A 21,494-nucleotide genomic window follows, 5' to 3' on the forward strand; every position below is an offset into this window, starting at 1 on the left:
CTACCCTGCGGACATGCTATCGCCGATACCCATCAGTTCTGGAATGTGGGGGTGATTTCGCGCTTACAATAAAGCGCTTCAAAGTCCTCATGCAGCGCCACCAACGCCGCGTTGGCTATCTCTCGAATCTGACGAAGCGGATGATCTCTCCGTATCCGCAACTCAATATCGACGTAGGAGAAAAGCGCTCCCGTGCCCTCGTCTGATCCGCGCATCCGACCCTCCAGCCGAGGCAGTGAATCATGATCAACCCGCTCGCACCAGAGACTTCTTCAACAGTCTGCTAAACGAGGCACTGTTCGCATCGCAGGAGCTGCTCCGCAACACGGCCAATGATAGGGTGGCGAAGTGCTGACTTCGCCACCCTCGCAGGCCAGCCCTACCGGTACGTCACCTTCTTCACCGCTGCGATGATCTTGTCCGCATTGACCAGTGCGAGCTTTTCGAGATTGGCCGCGTAGGGCATCGGCACGTCCTCGTTGTTGACCCGCAGCACGGGCGCGTCGAGATCGTCGAACCCCTCCTCCATCGCGATCGTGACGATCTCGGAACTGATCGAGCAGCTCGGCCAGCCCTCCTCGATCACGACCATGCGATTGGTCTTCTTCAGGCTCTTGAGCACCGTCTCCTTGTCGAGCGGCCGTAGCGTGCGCAGGTCGATCACCTCGGCGTCGATCCCCTGCCCGGCCAGCTCGTCGGCCGCTTCGAGCGCGAGACCGACGCCGATCGAATAGCTGACCAGAGTCACATCCTTGCCCTCGCGCATCACCCGCGCCTTGCCGATCGGCAGGACATAATCGTCAAGCACCGGCACTTCGAAGGTCCGTCCGTAAAGCAGTTCATTCTCGAGGAAGACGACCGGATCCTCAGTGCGGATCGCCGCCTTGAGCAGGCCCTTGGCATCGGCCGCATCATAAGGCGCCATCACGATCAGGCCGGGGACGCTCGCATACCAGGCCGCGTAATTCTGGCTGTGCTGCGCACCGACCCGGCTCGCAGCGCCATTGGGGCCCCGGAACACGATCGGGCAGCGCATCTGCCCGCCCGACATGTAATTGGTCTTGGCCGCCGAATTGACGATGTGGTCGATCGCCTGCATCGCGAAATTGAAGGTCATGAACTCGACGATCGGGCGCAAGCCCCCCATCGCCGCGCCAGTGCCGACCCCGGCGAAGCCATATTCAGTGATCGGCGTATCGATGACGCGCGTGTCGCCGAACTCGTCGAGCAGCCCCTGGGTGACCTTATAGGCGCCCTGATATTGCGCGACTTCCTCGCCCATCACGAAGACGCGGTCGTCCCTGCGCATCTCCTCGGCCATCGCGTCGCGCAGCGCCTCGCGCAGCGTCATCTTGGCCATCTCGGTGCCGGCCGGAATCGCCGGATCCCTGACCTCCGCATCGTGTTTCGCTGCCTCGTACATCTGGCGCGCGCCCGTCTCCACGAGATGGGGCGTCGGCGCGGCCTCATCCTTCTGGTCAGGCGGCGTCTCGGCGGCAGCCGCTTGCCTTTCCTCTTTCGCCGCGGGGGCAGCCGGCGCGGCGACAGCTGGGGCTTCGCCGTCAGCATTCAGCGTCGCGATGACGGTGCCGACCTTCACGCCGTCAGTGCCCTCGGCGACCAGGATCTTCCCGATCGTGCCTTCATCGACTGCCTCGAATTCCATCGTCGCCTTGTCGGTCTCGATCTCGGCCATGATGTCGCCCGACTTGACGGTGTCGCCTTCCTTGACCAGCCATTTGGCCAGCGTGCCTTCTTCCATCGTCGGGGAAAGCGCGGGCATCTTGATCTCGATCGCCATCAATAGGACTCCACCAGCACGTCGGTATAGAGCTCGGCTGGCTCGGGCTCGGGCGTCTGCTCGGCGAAATCGGCGGCTTCGTTCACGATCTTCCTGATCTCCTGATCGACCTTCTTGAACTCGTCCTCCTTCACGCCCTGCTCCTCGAGCAGCTTCCTGACGTGATCGATCGGATCGGACTTGTCGCGGACCGACTGGACTTCCTCCCGGCTCCGATATTTGGCGGGATCGGACATCGAATGGCCGCGATAGCGATAGGTCTTCATCTCGAGGATGATCGGCCCCTTGCCCGCGCGGACCCAGGCCAACGCCTCTTCAGCAGCGCCGCGGCAGGCTAGCACATCCATGCCGTCGACCTGGATGCCGGGGATGCGGAAGCTCTCGCCACGCTTGTAGAGCTGGTCCTCGGCCGACGAGCGGTTGACGCTCGTGCCCATCGCATACTGGTTGTTCTCGATGACGTAGATGACCGGCAGCTTCCACAGCTCGGCCATGTTGAAGCTCTCATAGACCTGGCCCTGATTGGCCGCACCGTCGCCGAAATACGCGAGGCACACGCCGCCGTCCTTCTTGTATTTGTGGCTGAAGCCGAGCCCGGTGCCGAGCGACACCTGCGCGCCGACGATGCCATGTCCGCCATAGAATTTATGCTTGATGCTGAACATGTGCATCGAGCCGCCCTTGCCCTTCGAGATGCCCGCCTGGCGCCCGGTCAGCTCGGCCATCACGTCCTGCGGGGGAATGCCGCACAACAGCATATGGCCATGATCGCGATAGCCGGTGATCACGCTGTCAATCTCTGTCAGCGCGGACTGCAAGCCGACGGCGACCGCTTCCTGGCCGATATAGAGATGGCAGAAGCCGCCGATCAGGCCGAGGCCGTAAAGCTGGCCGGCCTTCTCCTCGAACCGGCGGATCAGGAGCATCTGCTTGTAGAAATCGAGCAATTCGGCCTGGGAGGCCTTGTAGGGCGTGGGTTCGTCGGGACGCTCGCGGTTGGGCGTCAGGGGCTCGCTTTTGCGAGAAGCGGGGGCTTTGGCCACGTGAGGGAAACCTCGTTTCCGTAGGGGAGGAAGCGCGCCTATAGGCGCCTTTCCCGGTTCACATCAATCGCCCAACGCATCAGCAAGAGCCAGCGTTGCGGGCAACCGCGCTTGCGCCTGCATATTGCGATGTGATGACCCCGCCTTGTGCGGGAAGGCGGCTGCCGGGCGGGCCTGATATCATGCGATGGACGCCCTGCTCCCCAACCATCCGAGAAAGGCAGCGAACACCGGTGAGGGCTTGCGATCGCGGCGGTAGAGCAGGTTGATCGGCCACGCGACTTCCGGCTCCAGCGCGATCGCGGTGATCGAGCCGGGCGGCAGCGTGGCGATGATCTCATAATCGAGAAAGCCGATCGCACCGCTGTTGCGGACGAGCTCGGCGGCGGTGCGCTGCGTTCCAGCCTCATGGATGATCGAAGGCTGGACACGGAACTCGCTCATCATTGCTTCGACCGCGACGCTGCTGTTGTGCGAGCGGACCGTGAGCACGAAGGGGAGCCCGTCAAGCTCGCGGAAATGGATGCTCCGACGATCGGCGAGGCGATGACCGGGCGCGACCGCGACACCCATCGTCCGGCGGCCGATCGGCAGCGTCGCGAGATCGATCCCGGGCGGCGCCGGCCCGATCACCGCGCCGAAATCGACTTCTCCGGTGACGATATCCTTGAGCACGAGATCGGGCGCCGAGACCCGCAGGTCAGCGCGCACCTGAGCATGCTCCCTCATGAAGGCGCCGACCAGCGCCCCGAACTCGCCCTCGGCAAGCACGGGGATCGCGGCGGCGGTGAGTGCGCCGTGGAGGCCGGCCTTCAGTTCGCGGATGGTGCGCTGGATCGTCCGCAGGCCGGCGAAGTTGCGCTCGACCGAGGCGAGCAGCACCTGTCCCGGCTCAGTCAGCGCCATGCCATAGCGGCCCCGCTCGAACAGCTTGAACCCGCAGGCCCGCTCGAAGGCGAGGATCGTGCGGGTGACGCTTGGCTGGGTGGTATGAAGCCGCTCGGCGGCGCGGGTCGCCGATCCCGTATCGGCAATGGCGCGGAAGATCTCGAGCGCGCGGACGTCGATCGGCATCATCGCAAAACACCCCCGAATGCATGCAAGTGCGGCCAGGCACCACAGGCGCGGCCCTTCGCAGCCATATCAACGGCGTATGGATAAGCCCGCAATAGGAATTTGATCGTTTCGGTTGCGATTCCCAGAAGGTCGATCGCCAGTGCCACGGATTGGCGCGGCTTCATTCGCAGGAGAGAAGCATGACCATCGGCTTCAGCAACAGCACCTTCCTGGACAAAAACGGCGTGTCAGCCGGAAATGACCAGGGCGGCGACGCGATCAAATTCACGACCCAGGACGCTGACTACCGGGTCTACATCCCCGGCAAAGACCCAAACAAAAGCACCACCAGCATCAACAGCACGGGCCAGTTGGTGGTCACGCTGTCTATGGACCACATCATCGGGAGCGAACTCAGCAAGGACGACCATGCCACCGCGACGATGACCTTCGACCCTGACGGGACGTTGGTCGAGAACGACATGGCTGTGACGTTCGAAGACAGCGGGCCGTTGACGATCCCGAAATGGCTGGTCGCGACGGTCGACGCGTCGGTGGCGCTGCTCGGCGTGGCGGGCGCGGTCGAGACCGAGGGCGACTCGATCTACGAAGCGGCCAAGGTGATCAAGGACATCGATGATTTCGTCCAGACCTTCAACAACATCACGGCGAACATCCGCAAGTTCACCGATGATGGAGGGAGGCTCTACTTCCCCGCCGTGGTCGCGCTGGAAATGAACAGGGCGTGCGGCTCGGTCACGGCCTGAGCGCGCGATCTTCACCATGACAGGAGTTACAAAATGGCGGTGATAAGCTTCGACCATAACGCCTTTGGCGATGCCATGCATACCGAGAGCCTGATCACACTCGACAGCTACAATTCCACCAGCCACGGCTGGAACCTCAATAGCGGCAAGACCATGGGATATACGGTGGAGGGCTATGCTTACGAGACCTGGTTCCACGACGCGACGGTATGCCGCGACAGCTGGGCCATCCTGGTTTCGTGCAAGACCGATCACAAGAGATCGGCCAAGGACAACCATATGGTGCTTATCGCGGTGTTCAACCGGGACTACCATCTGGTCGCGGCACAGGCCTCCGTGCAGACAATCCAGTATGACGACAGCGGCGTCACCGACGTGATCTGGGCCAAGCTGAAAGACGGCCAGGTGCCGGACGCGAATACCGACGTGCAGGTGGCGAACGATGTATCCAACGCGCTGGTGACGATGATCACCGATATGCTCGACGGAACGGAGGACAACGGCTTTTTCGACTTCCGGCTGGTCGCTTATCATAACCTGATGTGCATGGTGAAAGCAGTGCGATATCTGTGACGAAGGCGCGGCGTGCGCGGCCGGGACCGTCGCGCGCGCCGCGAATCGTTCGCCAGCCGTCCGGCACATCAGAAGTTTGAGCCGCCCAAGGAAAGAAGATTGCCGCGCGCGGGATCGGGCGCCTAAAGGCAGCCGTAATGGAGTCTCCCCCGCACCCGCTGCGCATCGCCAATTTCCGCGCTTATTGGGCGGCGCGCTTCGCGATGACACTGGCGCAGAACGGCATGATCATCGTGATCGGCTGGCAAACCTACACGATCGCGCGAACGACCATGTCGCCGGCGGGCGCCGCGGCGCAGCTCGGCCTGATCGGGTTGCTGCAATTCGTGCCCTTGTTCATATCCACGCCGGTGACCGGGCTGGTTGCGGATCGGTTCGACCGCCGCCTGATCACGCGCTGCACGGTCGCGCTCCAGGTGCTGTGCGCGCTGATTCTCGCATTGGCGACCTATGAAGGCTGGATGACGCTGCCGGTGCTGTTTTCGGTCGCGGTGCTGCTTGGCGTCGGCCGCGCCTTTGTCGGCCCTGCCTTCTCGTCGCTCGCGCCGAACCTGGTGCCGCGCGAGGTGCTGCCGACTGCGATTGCACTCAGTTCGATCTCCTGGCAGGTCGGCACGATCATCGGCCCCGCCATCGGCGGTTTCGCCTATTCGATCGCTCCGTCGGCCGCCTATTTCCTTGCGACTGCGCTGTTCGGCGCCGCGCTTGTCTGCCTCATGCTGATCGGCCCAGTGCCGCGCACCACCAGGATCAGCGACGCCCACCCCCTCAGGCAGATTGCCGACGGGCTAGCCTATGTCGGCCAGAACAAGATGATTCTCGGCACGATCACGCTCGATCTGTTCGCCGTGTTCCTCGCCGGCACCAGCGCGGTGCTGCCGATCTACGCCCATGACATATTGCATGTCGGCCCCAAGGGCTTGAGCCTGCTTGCCGGCGCGCCCGCGGTCGGCGCCGCAGTTACCGCGCTGTTCTTCTCGTTCCGGCCGATCAAGACCAATGTCGGACCGAAGATGCTCGGCGCCGTCTTCGTCTATGGCAGCGCGACCGTGATGTTCGGACTGTCGACAGCGATGCCGCTCAGCCTGATTGCGCTGGTGATCGCGGGCGCGGCGGACATGTTTTCGGTCTATATCCGCCAGTCGCTGATCCAGCTCTACACGCCCGACGAGATGCGCGGACGGGTGGGCGCCGTCTCGCAGCTCACCATTTCGGCGTCGAACGAGCTCGGTGAGGCCGAATCGGGATTCCTCGCCTCAATGCTCGGGCCGGTCGGCGCAGTGCTGGTCGGCGGCGGCGGGGCGATTGTCGTGACGATCCTGTGGACCTATCTGTTTCCGGGCATTCGCAACGCCAAGACATTCGATCCCCCCGCGACGCGACAAGACGCGTCAGATATTGAGATGGAGGCAGCACGATGAAAGCCAACACGATCCTCGAGACGATCGGCAACACCCCGCATATCCGGGTGCAGAAGCTGTTCCCCGGTGCCGAGGTGTGGATCAAGTCGGAACGTTCGAACCCCGGCGGCTCGATCAAGGACCGGATCGCGCTCGCCATGATCGAGGCAGCCGAGGCATCGGGCGACCTCAAGCCGGGCGGGACGATCATCGAGCCGACCAGCGGCAACACCGGCGTCGGCCTGGCGATGGTCGCTGCGGTGAAGGGCTATAAGCTGATCCTCGTCATGCCCGAAAGCATGTCGATCGAACGGCGCCGCCTGATGCTCGCCTATGGCGCAAGCTTCGACCTGACGCCGCGCGAAAAGGGCATGAAGGGCGCGATCGAGCGCGGACTCGAGCTGATCGCGCAGACGCCCGGCAGCTGGATGCCGCAGCAGTTCGACAATCCGGCCAATGTCGCGATCCATGCCCGCACGACCGCGCAGGAAATCCTGAAAGACTTCGCCGAGTCGCCGATCGACGTGATCATCACCGGGGTCGGCACGGGCGGGCATATCACCGGCGTTGCCGAGACGCTGAAGAAGGAATGGCCGCATCTGAAGGTCTATGCGGTCGAACCCGAGGCGTCGGCGGTGATTTCGGGCGGGCAGCCCGGCCCCCACCCGATCCAGGGCATCGGCGCCGGCTTCATCCCGGCCAATCTCCATACCCAGGCGATCGACGGCGCGATCAAGGTCGATGCCGCCGTCGCCAAGGACATGGCGCGGCGCGCGGCGAAGGAAGAGGGCATGCTGGTCGGCATCAGCTCGGGCGCGACTCTCGCTGCGATTCTGCAGAAACTGCCTGATCTTCCGAATGGCGTCCGGGTGCTCGGTTTCAACTATGACACCGGCGAGCGCTACCTTTCGGTGCCGGACTTCCTCCCCGAAAGTTAATCTCGCGTAAAGCATCCATTACGGGTATATTCCTTCGAGTCGGTGCGGGGGCACCGAAGGGGGAAAAATATGCGCAAGGCGATGATTTGCGTCTGTGTGATGCTGGCGATGGTGCAGGTGTGGCCGATGCTGTTCGGTCACCGGGCGGGGGAGGCATCCGCCGCTAGTTCGGAGAGGGCCGCGCAGCCCAAGCTGATTCCGGCCGTGGCGACGGCCAAGATCGTTCCGGCCAAGGTCAGCATGCCTGCCGGTGGTGCGCCGAAGAGCTGCTACAAGCAATATCAGGCAGCGTTCGCGGTCTGCGCGAAGGACGACCAGGCCTGCCACATCAAGACCGCCGACCAGTGGGATCTGTGCGAGGCGACCGGCTTCTGGCCGAGCTAAACGGCTGATTCGTAGGGGCAAGATTTTGACGCTCTGTGATGCCGCGTGAGCGGAAGCTGGCCACGCGTCGTGCGTTTCCTTGCACCTGACGAGAGTCGGCCAGTTCAGTTCTCCTCCGCCTCCAAGTCGATTTCTCCTTCCCGCTACAAGGGCCGGGGCGATGACGGGCGGTGGATGATCGTTGCCGGGGTCCGGGGTTGAGCGGCGCGCGACCGATGCTGTCATCCTTCACGCTTCGAGCGATGGTTTTGCGCTGAGGCCAGCGCGGCGACTCGGGCGGACCGAATCCGGTCCGAGCGGCCATCGCCCCTCCCGCCCACCATCCTTGTCCGGAATCGAGACTCGTCGCCGCCCGTTCCAACCATCGCCGACTACCTTTCGAACCATTTCGCATTCGAAGCGTTCTGCGCTACAGGCGCGTGCCGCCCGATGCCCCAGGAGCCTCGCTTGATCCCCCTTCCGCGCTGTTCCTCCGACCGCTGAACCGGCCTCATGACCGACCTTCCCACCCCGCCGGGCAAGCCCGGATCTGGCTTGCTGCTTTTGCTGCTGTCGATCGCGACAGCGGCGATCCTGGTGCCGTTATTGATCGTCCTGCGCGCGCCGCCGGTCGTGCCGCATCGCCATATCAGGCTTGTGCCGCAACGCGTGGTGCCCAAGGCCGAGCTCCCGCCGGTCGAGCCGGTTGCCTTTCAGGATCTCGACCCCGACGACGCCCGCGCCTTCAACGCGACCGTGCCCTTCTCGACTGGCCCCAACCCCGCCGCGCGCCCGTTCAAGTTCGTCGGCAGCGACGAGCAGCGCGCGCGGGCGATCGACTGCATGGCCGCCGCCGTCCTCTACGAAGCCGGCAATGACCCCGAGGGCCAGCGTGCGGTCGCGCAGGTGGTGATCAACCGCGCCCGCCACCCCGCCTTCCCCAAGACGATCTGCGGCGTCGTGTTCCAGGGATCGGAGCGATCGACCGGCTGCCAGTTCACCTTCACCTGCGACGGGGCGCTCGCCAGCCATCGCTGGCCCGACGATTATTGGGCCCGCGCCCGCGCCATGGCCGCGGCAGCGCTGAACGGTCAGGTCTACAAGCCGGTCGGCTATTCGACTCATTATCACACTGACTGGGTGGTGCCTTATTGGCAGTCGAGCCTCGACAAGGTCGCGGCGGTCCACACCCATTTGTTCTTCCGCTGGACCGGCTGGTGGGGCACGCCGCCCGCCTTCAACCGGCATGTCTCGTCCGACGAGCCGGTCATCGCCGCGCTTGCCCTGTGGTCCGACGCGCACAAGACAGGTGCCGAGCTCGGGGACGCCACCGCAGCGACCGCCGAGGCAGCCGCATCGGCCGCCGCAGTGCCGCCGGCGCTGCCGACCGACGCCAACAGCTTCCTGCTGACGCTCGACCCCAAGATGCCGCCCGATGCCTACGCCCTGCTCGCGACGCGGACCTGCGGCGAGCGGGTCTATTGCAAGGTGATGGGCTGGACGAGCAAGGCCAAGACTCCGACCGTGCTGCCGCTCCAGCCGGGCCAGATCGCGGCGATGTCGTTCAGCTATCTGCGCGACAAGGCGCATGGCTATGACAAGCCGCTGTGGAACTGCGGCGAGTTCAGGCGCGCCGACCTCAGCCAGTGCATGAAGCTCCAGGTCCTGGTGCCGGTCGCGAAACAGGCGGACAGCTTCAAGCTGGAGAGCCTGCCCGGCGCGACGCGTACCCTGCCGCCGCCGGTTTCGTTCACGATAAGGGCGCCGGTCGCGGCCAGATCAGCGACCGAGCTCCCGGTCCCGGCGCGACGCAAGGCCGACGCGCCGGTCGCCGCCAAGGCGCTTGAGGTGACCGAGGGCCACTAGGGCGTCGCGCTCGCCGGCTCCCTGTTCCTCCCTGTTTTCGCCCGACTCTTTTTTTCGCGTCTTTTTCTCCCTGTTTCCGGGCGGCGCCAGTCTATTATTCTCCATTAAAATCAATAGCTTGCAGAGGCTTCTCCCTGTTATCGAATAACAGGGAGGGCGCGGCGGGATAACAGGGAGAGGTCACTCCATAACAGGGAGGGCTCCGATGATGAAAAACAACGCGCTCGAATCGGCCTGGGCAGGTTCGAGCCGGCAGAGAAATAGCGTCTCATCCTCGCGTTTGAATCGGCGCTCATGCCTTAGATGCGATTGACATATATCTGTTTAGATAATAAGTAAGATGCGACTCGCATATAAGGTAGTCGCAATGGCTGGTGTCCCTTCCATCGATCATGATCCAGCCAGCTATGATCGGCCGGCCGTGACCGTTGATCTCGTCCTCATGTCGATCGTCGATCGCGCGCCCGTCGTCCTGTTGATGCGCCGCCCGATCGAACCGGATCTCGGCAAATGGGCCCTCCCCGGCGGGTTCGTGCGGATCGACGAGAGCCTCGACGATGCCGCGCGTCGCATCCTGCGGGACAAGGCGCACATGGCCGATGCCTATATCGAGCAGCTCTATACCTTCGGCGATCTCGACCGCGATCCGCGCGCCAGGGTGATCACGGTCACCTATTTCGCGTTGCTGCCGCCCGATCGGTTCGGCGACGCGCTCAAATCGTCGCCCGATCTGACGCTTGCCGAGATCATCGTGCCCTGGGCCGATGAAACCGGCGGACCGGTCGAGGTGACGGACGACAGCGGCCCGGTGGCGCTCGCCTTCGACCATGCAGCGATCCTCGGCCTCGCCATGCTGCGGCTGCGCGGCAAGCTCAACTATTCGACCATCGGCTTCGCGCTGCTGCCCGAGACCTTCACCTTGCGGGCGCTCCAGGACGTTCACGAAGCAATCCTGGGCGCGACGCTCAACAAGCCCGCCTTCCGGCGCCGCATGCTCGAAAAAGGCTGGATCGAGCCGACCGGCATTCGCGAGACCGGCGCCTCGTTCCGACCGGCCGAACTCTACCGCCTCAGGACCGATTTCTGACCAACCCGCTCAACAGGAGGACATCATGGCCAATATTCGCAATTTCGGCTATTTCGCCCAGCTCCGCAGCGACGCGAGCAGCCACATCATCCGTTTCCGCAACGGCCGTATCCGGCAGAGCGGGCGCGGCCTCGTCTTCTGGTTCTCCCCCAAGACGGCGAGCATCGCCGAGCTGCCGATGGATGGCGGCACGGTGTTCGCCGACGGCATCGAGCAGGACCATATCGGTTTCGACTGGGGACGGCAGATCACCATCGCCGCAGCCGAGCAATCGCTGCTGCTCATCACGGGGTGAGGCGGCATCGTGAGCCCCGGCCCGTGCCGGGCCCCGCGGTACCGCAAATCCTTCCCCCGCCTTTGCTGCACGATAGATGCAGGGGAGCCTCAAGCCCCATTTTCGCGCAGATAGAGCTCGGCGAACAGGAGGTTGGGAAGCCAGCAGAGGAAGGAAATTGCCCGATAGGCGTCGAGCGCCGGGACGGGCAGCACTGGAATGGCGAGGAGGTAGATGCGAAGGGTGACGGCGGCGAAGGTCAGCGCGAAAGCGCGGATCATCCAGGCCCGATGCCGGCCGAAGTGCCGGTTTACGGCCGCGCGCCATCCCAGGAGGACTGCCGCGATCCACGAGATCGCCAGGCCCGCAAAGCCGACCGTGGCGATGGCTCCCGCCGTCGAGCCGAAGGCGAGAACAAGCCCGGCCAAGCCTCCGGCCAGACAGCTCACAACGTAGACGCGGCCGAGCGTCTTGTGGAGCGGCGTGCGCCGCGGAGCGGGCAGGAATTGCAGCGGGCCGAGCAGGAGAGCGGTGGCGGCGCCGGCGACATGAACGTCCAGCCAGGGCCGCCGAAAGAGATTCGAAAGGACGCTGGGGGAAAGCGGACCAACATCCGCCAGATACCGATAGGAAAACAGTGCAGTCGCCGTGCTGGCGATCGTCACCAGTCCCCAGATCGTGCTCGCCGCCGGCGCGCGAGCGTGCGACATTTCAGCAGCCACCCGGTTTTTCTCGATGATCCGGGGTCAGGCTATGGTGACGGTTCAGCCGCCAGATCCCGTCTCAATGGATGCAATAGCTCTCGCAGTTCGGGTATTCGCAGATACAGCGCACTCCAGATCGCAATTCCCACATACAGGCCGAAAAGAATGTGGCTGAACAGCGGGTTGCCCACCCTTGCCTGTGCCGCCACCGCCCCTCCCAGATAGGCCGTGAGCAGGATCGCCCCAAGCACGGCTGTCCTCGGCAACGCATAGAGGGCGGTGCAGGCGAAAAGGATCACGCCGAGAAGAACGACTGATGGTGCCGGCCAGCCGAGCTGAGTCGTGGCGTCGATAGCGGGCGGCAGGCCGAGCATCTTCATGCCGGCGTCCATCAGCAGGAACAGGACCACGACACCTGTGAGGATGCAGCCGATCCAACGGCTCCGTGCGGACACCCGGCCAATCGGCGCATTATTGGTCATTCGGCGGCCTTCTCGCCGGGGGCATTGCGTCCCTTCAGGACGGCGTAAATCGCCATTGCGTGACCATGCCCCAGGCCGAAATCACTCCTCAGCCACTCCACAATCTGCCCGGCCTTGACGCCCGTCTGAAGCGCACCGCCTTCCATCAGGCCTTTTTCCTGAGCCAGATCCAGGAAGTCGCTGGCTGTTTTGCCCGTTTTTGCCTGAATGTTATCGAGATATGCCTGAAAACTCATGATGTTTTCCCACACCCTGCTGGTCCCCCGCGGGCCTGGTCACCCGCCCAAACCGGAGGCCTGTTGCCATATTGATAGTAGTAAACTATAATGAATACCAGAATGACGGTCAAGCGAAGATATTCCTCAGCACGACGGGACCTGGCGGCCGAACAGACACGCCACCGGGTTCTCCTCGCTGCGAAGACCCTGTTCGCCGAATCCGGCATAGACAGCGTGACGATTGCCGAGATCGCCGAACAGGCCGGCGTCGCTGCGTCGACCATCTATGGCCTGTTCAAGTCGAAGGCGGGCCTTGTCGAAGGCCTCATGCGTGCGAGCCTGTTCGGGGAGCGTTACCATGCGGCCATGTCAGTCATGGACGGCGTCGCAGATGCTGCAATGCGCATCGCTCTCACACCTTCCGTCTCGCGGGCGATTTATGAGGGCGAAATCCTCGAAATGGAGATAATCCGGGGTGCGTCCGCATTCTCGTCGGGGTTGCGGGAGATCGAGGCCAGGTTCGAGGCCATGCGATATGAAATGCAGGCTGATCGGATTGAAGCGCTCTTCGCGCAGGGAAAGGCGAAAAGCGGCCTCGATCAGGAAGACGCGCGGCGCATTATGTGGGTCCATACGAGCCGCGAGGTTTTCAGGATGCTGATCGTCGAGAGCGGCTGGTCGCCGGAGAAGTATGAGCATTGGCTCGCCGACACGCTCCTGGACGCGCTTGTGGCCCCTCACGCCAGACCGCTGCATCTTTTCGACTAGAGTCGTTTGCAGCTTCGCAGAATAGACACCACCTCCTAGGGCTGGCCCGGATATTTGGGGGTCGGGGTCGGGGTCGGCGTGGGCGTCGGGGTGGGCGTTTGTGTGGGAGTGGGTGTCGGGGTGGCGTTGGTTACCGGCCCGCCGCCCGGCGACTGGACAGAAGTCTGGTGCCCGGACTTCGGCTTGACGGGCGACCCACCCGTCGGCTCCCGGGGGAATCCCTGCCCGGTGGGGAGTTGCCCATTCGGGATCGAATATTGCGGCCCCTGCTGCCCGGGATAACCATCCTGTCCGGGATAGCCGCCCGGCCCTGGATAACCGCCCGGGCCTGGATAGCCGCCCCGATAGCCCGGCGGCGGCGGCAGGGAGCGGTCGGGAGGGATGAAGCCGGTTCCGGACGGACCGCCCGTCAGCCCAAGCGCCTGGGCAAGCGCCGGGAAGATCAGTGCCTGTACCTGCTCCAGCCCGGCGGGCGAGAGGGTGAAGGGGCCGATCGGCGCCATGCCGGCGGCCGGCACATAGACCGCACGCATCGGCCGATCGATCGTGACCGTCCGGTTGCCCGACGTGACATCGATAACCCCGGGCTGGACCCGCCCCTGAGTCCGCCTGCCCGGCCCGCGCAGGATGATCAGCGAGGCAGTTGCGGGATCGCTGCGGACACGAGGCCCGACTCCCGCTTCGCCGGCCGCGATGCGGGCGGCATCCTCGCCGACCACAGCATCGAGGATCGTCCCGCGCACGCCGATCGAGGCGATCGGGGTGCGGATGGACGTGCTTCCCGGCGTATCCGGCCTGCCCGAGATGAAGCGGAAGGCGCCTTTCGCCACCGAAGCGGCGAGCGATCGCGCGCTGCGGTTCGGATCATAGACGAAGCGATCGATCGTCAGCCGCGCATTGGCGCCGACGTTGAACACCGATTTGTCGAGCAGGAGCACCTGGAGCTGGCTCCGCCCCCCGGTCTGCACTTCGTCATTGAGCGCGACGCGCTGGCGCACCATGGCGATATGCGCCTGAGGCGCGCCGGCGCTGCGGATCCGCACATTGTTCAGCACGGCGGCATTGATACCGACGATCTGCGGCTGGCCCGCCGCAATCGCTGTGCCGGCGAGCGACACCGCAACGGCGAGGGTGAGGAAGCGCGCCCGGGCGCCCGGTTTGGTCCCGCTCATGATCAATATCCCCTTCCCGGCCGCGCGGCGGGACCACAGGCAGCGTTCACTTCGGCCCAGGCTTGCCGGGAGGTCGGATGGCCCCCGACTTCGTCGATCTCGACCCGGGCGCCGTCGCCATCGTCGAGGCGGCAGAGCAGGCTGGCATGGAGCAGCAGCACGTCATAGGCTTCGGGGTGGTTGGTCAGCACGCGCTCGAGCGTTGCGACAGCGCCGGTAAGATCGCCTGCCCGCATCTGCTGGCGGGCGAGCGCAGTGCCGGAATCGACCGCGGCCGATGCCTGGGAAAGCTGGTCGAGCGCGCTTGCCGGATCCTGCTGCGCCAGCACCGGCGGCGCCGCGAGCCAGGCCAGGCCAAGCGCCATCAACATATAGGGATATCGGGTGGCCATCTGTATCGCCTCCGCTGGATCGCCGTCTTCTGATCGAGTCGGCTCTATTCACCCTACCACCCCGGGGCCAACACCGGAAACTGACACCGGCGCGGACCCAAATTGGATAAGGGATGACTTCCCGACGCAAGAGATACGAGAGCGCGCCTGAAAAGACGCACCGGCGAAACGATCAGGTTGGCGGTGCGCCCGTATCGGGCGGTGGCGGACCATCGGGAGGAGCTGTCGGATCAGCTGAATCGGCCGCCGGCGCCTTTTTGGGGAAGCCGGCGGTCAGCACGAGACGGAGCCCCATCGCCAGCGCCGTCCGCACCCCGGCTTCGCCTGCCGGGTGGATGACATATTGCACGTCGGGCTGCACGGCGACGCTGTTGCCGAGCTTGAGCTGGTAGGTGGCCTCGATGCTCGTCTCGGCATTCGGCAATCCCAGCGCCGTCATCGCCGGCGCGCCGATCTCGGCGCGGGCGATCGCAATACCGATCTGGTCGTCCGGCCGGTCCTTGAGCGGGCCTTGCCTGACAAGCCCCGCGCCGAGATAGCCGCTGACGGCCTGGACGCTGCCGGAGGCGAGTCCCGCGCGGCCCCAGGCGCGCCAGCCCTTCGCATGGGGAACGGGCGTATCCAGGGACGCGTAGATTCCCTGGTCATGCGCAGCGCCCGGGCCGATTGCGGGAAGCGCGCGGGAATAGCGCCAGAGCCCGACCTCGATCCTTGCCGCATCCGACAGATGATAATCGGCCTGCCCGATCACCAGCGCGCCGTCACGGGGGCTGAGTCTGGCGCTGACGAAGACGGCCGGCCGGCCTGGGTCGCCCGAGACACCATCAAAGGCGGCGACGCGAAAGGTCCATCGTTTCGACGGCAGCCAGCTCATCTCCAGCGCCAGCGAGGTCACCGGGAAAATCGACGGCCCGTCGACACCGCTCTTCGACAGGTCCGGGCCGACGCCATGCGAGGAGCTCAGCATCAGGCCTGCGGTCTCGATCGAATCGAAATCAGCGTTGAGATCAATCAGGCCGGCGCGAAACGCGAGCGAGCGCTCGTCATTGCCGAACCTCTTCTCGATCCATGCCTCGAACAGCCGGGTGACGGGCGGCGTCTCGATATTGTCGGCGGTCTGGATGTCGCCGATCCGGCCACTCAGGCTCCTGCCGTCGGTGCGGAAAATCTGGCCATGCACGCTGAACCCGGCAAGACCGAAATCGTCGCCCTGCACCGTTCCGCCCAGCTGGAGCTTGTTGAGCGCCACGGTGCCGCGCCGCACGCCGCCATCGGCGACATCCCAGATGTCGAACGTGTCGCGCGCCGACAGCGAGACCGACGGCTGCGATTCATCCGCCGCCGCCGGACCACTCCAGGCGACCATGCCCATTGCCAGCCCGATCAAGCCGGCGGAGAGGACCGGGCATCGCCTGGCCGGAGTGCGAGAAGGCATCTATCCCCATCAGGCCAGTGTGCGAATGCCGGGTTCGCGGTCCCAATAGCGCCTGCCTGCTGCCTGGACAAACGCCTTGTCGAGCGGGACGACGCCATCGTCCGGAACGACGCCGGCCTTGTCGAGCAGCGGCTGCGCTTCGGGCGTATGGCCGATCGCCTTGAGATGCCCGAACGCGCGGCGGCAGGCGGTTAAGAGGCGCGGCAATCGGATTCCCCCTGGCGGATGCGGGAATCCTCTCCTGGAACGGCGCGACCGGCGCTTCTGCCGTCAGCATGGTTGGGTGCCCGGGCGCCGTCAATATCGGCGGCGCCCCGGCCGGTTGCTCGCTCAGGCCGCGACGAACATCTCGGGCGGCAACGCCATCATCGATTCGGCGCCGCCCTCGATCTTGCGGCGGAAGGCGCCGGCGTCCGGCATGATCCGTTCAGCATAATAACGCGCGGTCATCAGCTTGGCGTCGAGGAACGCTACATCACCCTCGCCCGCCGCCTTCATCTTCGAGGCAGCGACGGCCATGCGCAGCCACATCAGCCCGACCGCGACAATCCCCATCAGATGGAGATAGGGTTGTGCGCCCGCACCGACATTTTCCGGGTTCTTCATGCCGTTCTGGAGGAACCAGAGCGTTGCCTGCTGCAACTCGCCATTGGCCTTCTCCAGGCGCGCGGCGAAGTCGGCGGTGACTGGGTCGGCCTTGCCGGCCGCGACATCCTCGCCGACGATCTTGAAAAAGGCCTGGACCGCGCGGCCGCCGTTCATCGCGAGCTTGCGGCCGACCAGATCCATTGCCTGTACGCCGTTGGTGCCCTCATAGATCATCGAGATGCGGGCATCGCGCACATATTGCTCCATGCCCCATTCAGCGATGTAGCCATGGCCGCCATAGACCTGCTGGGCATTGGTAGCGACCTCATAGCCCTTGTCAGTGCCATAGCCCTTGATCACTGGCGTCAGCAGCCCGACCAGATCGGCGGCGAGCTGGCGCTCCTCCTCGGTCGCAGCGGCGGTTTCGAGATCGACCTGGAGCGCGCACCACAGGATCAGCGCCCGCAGACCCTCGGTCAGCGCCTTGGCATCCATCAGCATGCGGCGGACATCGGGATGGACGAACAAGGTGTCCGCCTTTTCCTGCGGGTCCTTCGCGCCGGTCAGCGCGCGGCCCTGGCGGCGGTCATGCGCATATTGCACGGCGTTCTGATACGCCGTCTCGGCAACCGCGATTCCCTGCAGCCCCACGCCCAGCCGCGCTGCGTTCATCATGATGAACATCGCGGCGAGGCCCTTCATTTCCTCGCCGACCAGCCAGCCGGTCGCGCCGTCATAATTCATCACGCAGGTCGAATTGGCGTGGATGCCCATCTTGTGCTCGATCGAGCCGCAGGTGACTGCATTGCGCGCGCCCAGCGAGCCGTCGTCATTGACGAGGAACTTGGGCACAACGAACAGCGAGATGCCCTTCGAGCTGTCGGGCGCGCCCGGCGTCTTGGCCAGCACGAGGTGGATGATGTTCTCGGTCAGATCATGCTCGCCCGAGGAGATGAAGATCTTGGTGCCGGTGATCGCGTAGCTGCCATCCGCCTGCGGCTCGGCGCGGGTGCGGATCAGGCCGAGATCGGTGCCGCATTGCGGCTCGGTCAGGTTCATCGTCCCGCCCCATTTGCCCGAGACCATATGGGGGACGTATTTCGCTTTCTGCTCGTCAGTGCCCTTGACCAGCAAGGCAGCGATCGCACCGTGGGTGAGGCCCGGATACATGGCAAAGGCCATGTTGGCCGAGATCATATATTCCTGGAACGCAGTCGAGACGACATGTGGCATTTCCTGTCCGCCGAACTCGGACGGCGCCGAAAGCGTGCCCCAGCCCGACTCGACGAACTTGTCATAAGCTTCCTTGAAGCCCTTGGGGGTCGAGACCGAGCCGTCGTCGTGGCGGGTGCAGCCTTCGAGATCGCCGCTGTGGTTGAGCGGGAACAGGACCTCGGCCACGAACTTGCCGCCCTCGTCGAGCACTGCGTCGACGACATCCGGGGTCGCATTCGCGAAGCCAGGCAGGTTCGCATAGCGATCCAGCCCGACGACATGCTCGAGGATGAAGCGGGTGTCGCGGACGGGCGGGGTATATTGTGGCATGAGATCAGTCCTTCAGGCGGCCTTGTGCGCCGTTGGTTTCAAGCAAGGTGATGAAATCGGTGAGCTCTTCGATCGCGGCATCGATATCGCGCTTTTGTGACTGCAGCAGCGCGACGCGCTCGTGGCAGCGCTCGATCGTCACCGCGCGCTGCACCTGGCGGCCGTCGCCGATATCGTAGAGATCGATCATCTCGCGGATCTCGGCAAGGCTGAAACCGACTCGCTTGCCGCGCAATATCCAGGCGAGTCGCGCCCGGTCGCGCTGCGAATAGATCCGCGCCGTACCGCGCCGCTCGGGCGCGATCAGCTGCTCGTCCTCGTAGAAACGCAGCGCCCGTGCCGTCACGCCGAACTCGGCCGACAGGTCTGAAATCGAGAAATGGTCGCGATCGGGATGGCGATCGATCGCGGCATAGGCAGCGACTGTGGGCATGCCAGGAAATTACCTGCCCTTTACGTGAACGTCAAGCTCACTCGCCGCTGCTGCAGAGCAGCTTGCCTCTCGAATCGCGCAGGGTCGACGCTTCGGAGACCGAATCGCTCAACCGGCTCACCTCGAGCCCGGCCAGCGAGGCGCGGCGCTGGCAGAGCTTCTGGCAGGCATCCGGCAAGCGGCCGGGAAACACGATCCTGTCGCCTTCGAAACGTGCTTCGAAGCTGCACCCTTCGGCCTGGTCGAACTCGACATGGAGCTTCTCGCCGACCCGGGTGACAACGCCCGATCCGCCGCAGCTCTGCTGGTCGCCATAATCGACGAACACGCCGAGACGGAACGCAGTCGCGCTCGGCACGACGCAGACCCGGTCGGTGTCGCGAGCGTAGAGGCCGGTAATGTCGCTATTGTTGGGGTCGGGAATGACGCCGGCCTCGATCGCCGCCGCTTCGAGGCCGACCGGCGCCGCCTGGTTGGTGCTGGTTTCAGCCTTCTTGTCCGAGCCCGAGCAGCCGGCGATCAGCAACAGGGCAGTCGCGATCGCGGGTTTCATTCGGCCGGCGCCAGCTTCTTGCCTTCGATCCTGCGAAAGAAGCAGCTCCGCTCACCGGTATGGCAGGCAGGGCCGGCCGCGTCGACGATCAGCCACACGGCATCCTGATCGCAATCGATCCTGATATCGGCGACGCGCAGCACATGGCCCGACGATTCGCCCTTCTTCCAGAGCCTGCCCCGGCTCCGCGACCAGAAATGCGCCTCGCCGCTCGCGATCGTCGCGGCCAGCGCCTCGGCGTTCATATGCGCGAGCATCAGCACCTCGCCGGAGACTCGGTCGGTGGCGACCGCGGTGATCAGGCCGGCGGCATCATAATGGGGGTCCAGCACCAGGCCGGTGTCGCGGGAATCGGGCATTTGCCTGCCTTACCCGCTCTGTCGGCCGGCGGGGAGAGGAAGAAAGCGACGGGGTGATGTTACAAAAGCGCGACAAGCGAGGATCGCGCCCCTATATGGCCAGCCAAGCAACCACCCCCAAAGGGCATCATGCTGACAACCAACCCGTTCGATGACGACAAGCTGCGCGAAGAGTGCGGCATCTTTGGCATATCCGGGAGCGAAGGCGCCGCTGCGCTCGTCGCGCTGGGCCTGCACGCGCTCCAGCATCGGGGCCAGGAAGCCGCCGGCATCACCAGCTTCGACGGGTGCGAATTCCACACCCACCGCGCGATGGGCCATGTCGCCGGCAATTTCGACCGAGACGACATCATCCAGGCACTGCGCGGCAATGTCGCCTGCGGCCATGTCCGCTATTCGACCACCGGCGAGACGGCGCTGCGCAACGTCCAGCCGCTCTACGCCGATCTCGCCTCGGGCGGCTTCGCGATCTCGCATAACGGCAATATTTCCAACGCGATGCGGCTGCGGCGCGATCTCGTCCAGCGCGGCTCGATCTTCCAGTCGACCTCGGACACAGAGACGATCATCCATCTCGTCGCCACGTCCAACTACCGCACCTTCGTCGACAAGTTCATCGACGCGCTGAAGCGGGTCGAGGGGGCCTATTCGCTGATCGTGATGACGCCCGAAGGCATGATCGCCTGCCGCGACCCGCTCGGCATCCGCCCGCTGGTGATGGGCAAGCTCGACGGCGCAGTGATCTTCGCCTCGGAGACGGTGGCCCTCGACGTTGTCGGGGCCGAGTTCGTCCGCTCGATCGAGCCCGGCGAGCTGGTGATCGTACGCGGCACCGAGATCAGCTCGCACCGTCCGTTCGCCCCGGTCAATCCGCGGCCGTGCATCTTCGAATATGTCTATTTCTCGCGCCCCGATTCGATCTCGGAAGACCGCAGCGTCTATACCGTCCGCAAGGCGATCGGCGCCCAGCTCGCGATCGAAAGCCCGGTCGATGCCGACCTCATCATCCCGGTTCCCGATTCGGGCACGCCGGCGGCAATCGGCTATGCCCAGCAATCCGGCATCCCCTTCGAACTCGGCATCATCCGCTCGCATTATGTCGGGCGCACCTTCATCCAGCCCGGCGACAAGGTCCGCCATCTCGGCGTGAAACTGAAGCACAATGCCAACCGCGCCCTCATCAAGGGCAAACGGATCGTGCTGATCGACGATTCGATCGTGCGCGGCACCACCAGCCTGAAGATCGTCCAGATGATGCGCGAGGCGGGCGCCGCCGAGGTCCACATGCGCATCGCCAGCCCACCGACCCGGCACAGCTGCTTCTACGGAGTCGACACGCCCGAACGTGCCAAGCTGCTCGCCTCGAGCAAGAATGTCGCCGAGATGAACGCCTATATCCAGGCCGACAGCCTCGCCTTCGTCTCGATCGACGGCCTCTACAAGGCACTCGGCGAACCGCAGCGCGCCGATATCCGCCCGAGCCATTGCGATGCGTGCTTCACCGGCGATTATCCGACGACGCTGACCGACCAGGACGAAATTGCAGCGGTGGACCAGTTTGCGTTGCTGGCTGAGCGAGTGATCTGACAGCCCAACCGTCATGCCGGACTTGTTCCCACTGCTGTCCGGGATTTTTCCTGCTGTGCCTAGATTGAGGGCGAGTTGGGGAGATGGAGG

Annotated in this window: 24 protein-coding genes and 1 pseudogene; 10 read left to right on the forward strand and 15 right to left on the reverse strand. The window is 64.6% G+C overall.

Annotated elements, in window-relative coordinates; translation table 11 throughout:
- Window positions 1–62 precede the first annotated feature (62 nt).
- The 4 genes and pseudogenes from ABD050_RS27520 to ABD050_RS27535 form a co-directional block, all read right to left on the reverse strand.
- Window positions 63–215, reverse strand: a pseudogene (locus ABD050_RS27520) (IS5/IS1182 family transposase); the annotation flags it as partial.
- Between the two features lie 164 nt (window positions 216–379).
- Entirely contained in the window at window positions 380–1,801 is a 1,422-nt protein-coding gene (locus tag ABD050_RS27525) for a pyruvate dehydrogenase complex E1 component subunit beta (RefSeq protein ID WP_343892777.1), read from the reverse strand.
- Window positions 1,801–2,844, reverse strand: a complete 1,044-nt coding sequence (pdhA, locus tag ABD050_RS27530; protein ID WP_343892778.1) for a pyruvate dehydrogenase (acetyl-transferring) E1 component subunit alpha — start codon at window positions 2,842–2,844, stop codon at window positions 1,801–1,803. The genes ABD050_RS27525 and pdhA overlap by 1 nt, the downstream gene beginning before the upstream one ends.
- A 180-nt stretch (window positions 2,845–3,024) precedes the next feature.
- Window positions 3,025–3,921 carry a LysR family transcriptional regulator gene (locus tag ABD050_RS27535; protein WP_343892779.1) on the reverse strand — a complete coding sequence of 299 codons (897 nt, stop codon included), beginning with the start codon at window positions 3,919–3,921 and terminating at the stop codon, window positions 3,025–3,027.
- A 179-nt stretch (window positions 3,922–4,100) separates the two neighbouring features.
- On the opposite strand from ABD050_RS27535, the gene ABD050_RS27540 reads away from it, so the two are divergent.
- The 8 genes from ABD050_RS27540 to ABD050_RS27575 all read left to right on the forward strand — a co-directional run bounded on the left by ABD050_RS27540 (window position 4,101) and on the right by ABD050_RS27575 (window position 11,189).
- On the forward strand, window positions 4,101–4,667 hold the full coding sequence (locus tag ABD050_RS27540) for a hypothetical protein (protein WP_343892780.1): 567 nt from the start codon (window positions 4,101–4,103) through the stop codon (window positions 4,665–4,667).
- Window positions 4,668–4,700: 33 nt separating this feature from the next.
- The gene (locus ABD050_RS27545) at window positions 4,701–5,240 is read left to right on the forward strand and encodes a hypothetical protein (RefSeq protein WP_343892781.1); all 540 of its coding nucleotides are present in this window, start codon (window positions 4,701–4,703) and stop codon (window positions 5,238–5,240) included.
- Window positions 5,241–5,377: 137 nt separating this feature from the next.
- A complete protein-coding gene (locus ABD050_RS27550) occupies window positions 5,378–6,661 on the forward strand; it encodes an MFS transporter (RefSeq protein WP_343892782.1) in 1,284 nt (427 codons plus the stop codon).
- Window positions 6,658–7,578, forward strand: coding sequence for a cysteine synthase A (gene cysK, locus ABD050_RS27555; protein WP_343892783.1), 921 nt, complete (start codon window positions 6,658–6,660; stop codon window positions 7,576–7,578). The genes ABD050_RS27550 and cysK overlap by 4 nt, the downstream gene beginning before the upstream one ends.
- Before the next feature lie 69 nt (window positions 7,579–7,647).
- Window positions 7,648–7,962 (forward strand): hypothetical protein, encoded by a 315-nt coding sequence (locus ABD050_RS27560; protein ID WP_343892784.1) that lies wholly within the window; start codon window positions 7,648–7,650, stop codon window positions 7,960–7,962.
- A 492-nt stretch (window positions 7,963–8,454) separates the two neighbouring features.
- Window positions 8,455–9,807 carry a cell wall hydrolase gene (locus ABD050_RS27565; protein WP_343892785.1) on the forward strand — a complete coding sequence of 451 codons (1,353 nt, stop codon included), beginning with the start codon at window positions 8,455–8,457 and terminating at the stop codon, window positions 9,805–9,807.
- Between the two features lie 367 nt (window positions 9,808–10,174).
- Window positions 10,175–10,894: an NUDIX hydrolase gene (locus tag ABD050_RS27570; protein ID WP_343892786.1), complete on the forward strand. Its 720-nt coding sequence runs from the start codon at window positions 10,175–10,177 to the stop codon at window positions 10,892–10,894.
- A 25-nt stretch (window positions 10,895–10,919) separates the two neighbouring features.
- Window positions 10,920–11,189, forward strand: a complete 270-nt coding sequence (locus tag ABD050_RS27575) for a hypothetical protein (protein ID WP_343892787.1) — start codon at window positions 10,920–10,922, stop codon at window positions 11,187–11,189.
- Window positions 11,190–11,278: 89 nt separating this feature from the next.
- Here ABD050_RS27575 and ABD050_RS27580 read toward each other — a convergent pair whose 3' ends face one another.
- The 3 genes from ABD050_RS27580 to ABD050_RS27590 all read right to left on the reverse strand — a co-directional run bounded on the left by ABD050_RS27580 (window position 11,279) and on the right by ABD050_RS27590 (window position 12,590).
- Window positions 11,279–11,833, reverse strand: coding sequence for a DUF2306 domain-containing protein (locus tag ABD050_RS27580; protein ID WP_343892788.1), 555 nt, complete (start codon window positions 11,831–11,833; stop codon window positions 11,279–11,281).
- Window positions 11,834–11,919: 86 nt separating this feature from the next.
- A complete protein-coding gene (locus ABD050_RS27585) occupies window positions 11,920–12,354 on the reverse strand; it encodes a DoxX family protein (protein WP_343892789.1) in 435 nt (144 codons plus the stop codon).
- A complete protein-coding gene (locus tag ABD050_RS27590; RefSeq protein ID WP_343892790.1) occupies window positions 12,351–12,590 on the reverse strand; it encodes a DUF4287 domain-containing protein in 240 nt (79 codons plus the stop codon). Before ABD050_RS27590 ends, ABD050_RS27585 begins: the two co-directional genes overlap by 4 nt.
- A gap of 102 nt (window positions 12,591–12,692) precedes the next feature.
- On the opposite strand from ABD050_RS27590, the gene ABD050_RS27595 reads away from it, so the two are divergent.
- Entirely contained in the window at window positions 12,693–13,340 is a 648-nt protein-coding gene (locus ABD050_RS27595) for a TetR/AcrR family transcriptional regulator (protein WP_343892791.1), read from the forward strand.
- 35 nt (window positions 13,341–13,375) lie between these two features.
- Here ABD050_RS27595 and ABD050_RS27600 read toward each other — a convergent pair whose 3' ends face one another.
- The 8 genes from ABD050_RS27600 to hisI form a co-directional block, all read right to left on the reverse strand.
- Window positions 13,376–14,512 carry a FecR family protein gene (locus ABD050_RS27600; protein ID WP_343892792.1) on the reverse strand — a complete coding sequence of 379 codons (1,137 nt, stop codon included), beginning with the start codon at window positions 14,510–14,512 and terminating at the stop codon, window positions 13,376–13,378.
- A gap of 2 nt (window positions 14,513–14,514) precedes the next feature.
- Window positions 14,515–14,904, reverse strand: a complete 390-nt coding sequence (locus ABD050_RS27605; RefSeq protein ID WP_343892793.1) for a hypothetical protein — start codon at window positions 14,902–14,904, stop codon at window positions 14,515–14,517.
- A 172-nt stretch (window positions 14,905–15,076) separates the two neighbouring features.
- On the reverse strand, window positions 15,077–16,339 hold the full coding sequence (locus tag ABD050_RS27610; protein WP_343892794.1) for a carbohydrate porin: 1,263 nt from the start codon (window positions 16,337–16,339) through the stop codon (window positions 15,077–15,079).
- Window positions 16,340–16,348: 9 nt separating this feature from the next.
- A complete protein-coding gene (locus ABD050_RS27615) occupies window positions 16,349–16,546 on the reverse strand; it encodes a type 1 glutamine amidotransferase family protein (RefSeq protein WP_343892801.1) in 198 nt (65 codons plus the stop codon).
- 123 nt (window positions 16,547–16,669) lie between these two features.
- Window positions 16,670–18,472, reverse strand: a complete 1,803-nt coding sequence (locus ABD050_RS27620) for an acyl-CoA dehydrogenase C-terminal domain-containing protein (protein WP_343892795.1) — start codon at window positions 18,470–18,472, stop codon at window positions 16,670–16,672.
- A gap of 4 nt (window positions 18,473–18,476) precedes the next feature.
- Window positions 18,477–18,905: a MerR family transcriptional regulator gene (locus ABD050_RS27625; protein ID WP_343892796.1), complete on the reverse strand. Its 429-nt coding sequence runs from the start codon at window positions 18,903–18,905 to the stop codon at window positions 18,477–18,479.
- Window positions 18,906–18,942: 37 nt separating this feature from the next.
- Window positions 18,943–19,458, reverse strand: a complete 516-nt coding sequence (locus ABD050_RS27630) for a hypothetical protein (RefSeq protein ID WP_343892797.1) — start codon at window positions 19,456–19,458, stop codon at window positions 18,943–18,945.
- Entirely contained in the window at window positions 19,455–19,817 is a 363-nt protein-coding gene (hisI, locus tag ABD050_RS27635) for a phosphoribosyl-AMP cyclohydrolase (RefSeq protein ID WP_343892798.1), read from the reverse strand. Before hisI ends, ABD050_RS27630 begins: the two co-directional genes overlap by 4 nt.
- Before the next feature lie 129 nt (window positions 19,818–19,946).
- Between hisI and purF the strand changes: the two genes are divergently transcribed.
- The gene (gene purF, locus ABD050_RS27640; RefSeq protein ID WP_343892799.1) at window positions 19,947–21,404 is read left to right on the forward strand and encodes an amidophosphoribosyltransferase; all 1,458 of its coding nucleotides are present in this window, start codon (window positions 19,947–19,949) and stop codon (window positions 21,402–21,404) included.
- Window positions 21,405–21,494 lie beyond the last annotated feature (90 nt).

It is taken from the genome of Sphingomonas oligophenolica (assembly GCF_039522915.1).
In the GTDB taxonomy this organism is placed as follows: domain Bacteria; phylum Pseudomonadota; class Alphaproteobacteria; order Sphingomonadales; family Sphingomonadaceae; genus Sphingomonas; species Sphingomonas oligophenolica.